This window comes from Arthrobacter sp., from assembly GCF_031179985.1.
GTDB lineage: Bacteria > Actinomycetota > Actinomycetes > Actinomycetales > Micrococcaceae > Arthrobacter.
The window spans coordinates 1-2,626 of the sequence record NZ_JAPSHJ010000112.1 but is presented as its reverse complement, the minus strand read 5'-3'; the positions used below and the strand labels follow the sequence as shown (position 1 = coordinate 2,626).

4 protein-coding genes are annotated in these 2,626 nt (G+C 63.4%); 1 reads left to right on the top strand and 3 read right to left on the bottom strand.

Annotated features, from left to right (window positions below; all coding sequences use genetic code 11):
- From RIN13_RS20445 to RIN13_RS20435, 3 genes are all read right to left on the bottom strand, one after another.
- A partial coding sequence (locus tag RIN13_RS20445; RefSeq protein WP_309109145.1) for an alpha/beta fold hydrolase occupies positions 1–374 on the bottom strand: 374 nt, incomplete at its 3' end.
- Positions 375–423: 49 nt separating this feature from the next.
- Positions 424–1,323: a diacylglycerol kinase family protein gene (locus RIN13_RS20440; RefSeq protein ID WP_309109144.1), complete on the bottom strand. Its 900-nt coding sequence runs from the start codon at positions 1,321–1,323 to the stop codon at positions 424–426.
- Positions 1,324–1,507: 184 nt separating this feature from the next.
- A complete protein-coding gene (locus RIN13_RS20435) occupies positions 1,508–1,783 on the bottom strand; it encodes a hypothetical protein (protein ID WP_309109143.1) in 276 nt (91 codons plus the stop codon).
- Positions 1,784–1,961: 178 nt separating this feature from the next.
- Here RIN13_RS20435 and RIN13_RS20430 point away from each other — a divergent pair.
- On the top strand, positions 1,962–2,626 hold a 665-nt coding region (locus tag RIN13_RS20430; protein WP_309109142.1), incomplete at its 3' end, for a TetR/AcrR family transcriptional regulator C-terminal domain-containing protein.

Below are 2,626 nucleotides of genomic sequence, written 5' to 3'. Positions count from 1 at the left end.
GAGACCAGGTCCGGGCGCAGGACGGCTAATTCCGTGGCGAACTGGGTACCCATCGAGTGTCCGACCACGACGACCGGCCCGGTGCCGAGGGTTTCGAGCGTACCGGCGATGACCGCCGCGTATTCCGCGACGGATATCTGCCGGTCCGGTTTTGCTGCTGCGCCGAACCCGGGCAGATCGATGGAGTGGGTGTCTCCGTGCCCGGCCAGCAGAGTCTGGAGCCTGCGGTAGTAGCGGTGGGACATGCCGATGCCGTGCAGCAGCACGAAAACGGGGCCCGCGGATCTGCTGTGAGGTCCGGCCAGTGAATACACGTGGGAGGAAAGCGCGCCGGCGGTGACCACTCTGGCAGTCATCCCTGGAGGAACACCCATCCGGAGGCTTCCTTTCGTTCCGGGCTTTCCGCCTGAGTGATGGCCGGCCCTACCCGAGTATTGGCAGGGCGGACGGGGCGGCCTCAACCTTAACCGCGGTCTTTGCGGACACGGACTTCACTTCCCCGTCGATCTGGTACGGAAGCGGTTTGAGCGTGGTGAACTCGTAGCTGCTGACGCTGGGCTGGTCCCCCAGTCCCTGTGTGGTGGCCCGCAGCGCTGTCAGGAGCACCCGCCACTTGGACATGTGCGGGAAAATGATCACTTCGAACTTCCCGTCGGAAGCCTTGTCGTCTGCTTCGCTGAGCGTGGCGTACTTGGCCATTTCGGGAATGTTGGCGAAGACGAGGCTGTCGAACTTCCGGCGTTTTCCATCCGTCTGGCGTATTTCGAAGGGCTTGAACTTCGAGAACGTGCGCACCACGGAGAACATCTCCTTGAGGGCGCCTTTGCTGCCCTTTTCAAGGTCGATCGCCACCACCGGTGTCAGCCCGAAGCCGATGTAAGAGTGGGCGTATTCGGCCACCTCGCCGGGTCCCTGGCCGGTATGGATGCGCAGCAGGTCAATGTGCCGTACGCGGCCCTCGGCGATGGCTTCTTCCAGCGGTTTGGTGCCTATGGTCCGCCGGTGGTCGTTGGCGTTGCCTGCGGCCATGACAGCACATACGGCCTCGGGATTGCCGCCTTGCATCACACCGTTGACGACTTCGTTGTAGCCCCCGTCCCCGCTGACGGAGACAACCAGCACGTTCCTGGTGCTGGTGGAGGCCTCACGGGCCAGCTCCACCGCGTGGCCGGCGTGACTGGTCGGCTGCAGCCGGATCTCGGGCGAGTAGGTGAGGAGTTCAGCCAGGCGGTCCCGGAGCTTCTCGGCCAGCTCCGGCGCGTCTCCGGTGCTGTTGGGGTTGAAGATGATGACTATTGATTCGAAAGTCCGTACAGAATCCACTTACCCACTCCAAGTCTGGTCGGGGGCGCCACGCTGGGCGTCCGATCCCGTCGGAAACTCAATCGTAGCGAAATGCCATGCCAAGGGTTGAAAAAGCAAATCCTGGTGGGGCCCCGCTTCCGGAGGCTCCACCAGGATCAACTAGCGCACTGCAGGCGATAGGGCCTGAGCAGCAGGCGCGAGCTTACGCGCGGTTGTGGTTCCGGTTGCCGGCCTTGGCCAGGCCGCGGGCAACCATGAGGCCCACGGTCAGCCACGTGATGTACTGCATGGCCGTGCTGGCGTTGAAGACGTCGACGCCGTTTTCGCTCGCATTGTCTCCCACAACCGCGGCGGTGATGATCGTGGCGAGAACCGCAGCCACGTATACGGCGAATTCGAGGGTCCTTGTCGAGACCTTGATGTCGTTCGTGTTCCGTGCCGCGTCGTTGTGGGTGGTCTGGGTGTTGTGTGCTGTCATGGTTTACTCCTGGGATGGTGTGAGGGGCCAGTGTGGCCGTGCAACCCGGGTCTTCACTGCTGAAACCTGTGATAACAACTTCTCTACGCTGTAGACGTTAGGCGTAGACTAGAGGAATAGCAAGCTGGCTTACCTTTTCTGGGACGCGCCTGCTTGCTCTCCCACCAGGATGGAATCCATGTCCCCCTCGAAAAGGGCTCCCCAGGACGGCCGGTTCCCCGGCGGCAAACAGCCGCTGGGCCGTGAACTGGTGCTGTCCACGGCGCTGGAGCTCGTAGATTCCGAAGGACTTGATGCCCTGACCATGCGGCGGCTCGGGCAGGAGCTGGGCCGGGATCCGATGAGCCTCTACCGCTACGCCGGCAACAGAGCGGCCCTGCTTGACGGGGTGACCGAGCTCGTCCTGGACGAACTGACGATCTTCCCTGACGACAAGGACTGGCAGACACAACTGCGCCGGATCGCCCACGACCTGCGCCGCTTGGCGCTCCGCCATCCCAACGTCGTGCCCTTGCTGGTCACCCGCCCGCTGTCCACGCCACTGGGCCTGCGGCCACTGGGCACCCTGCGGCCACTCGAGCAGATCCTGTCCCTGCTGATCGACGCAGGATTCGCGCCCGAGGACGCACTGCACGTCTACCGCGCCTACTACGGGTTCCTCTACGGCCACATCCTCAACGAACTCCAAGAGCTCATCGTGGATCCGGAAGAAAACGAAGCACTCCTCCGCCTGGGCCTGCACCGTTTGCCGGCAAAGGACTTCCCGCACCTCCGGGCCCTTGCCCCCGTCCTCGCGGACTACGACGGTGCAGCCGAACTCGACCAAGGCATCAGCATCCTTCT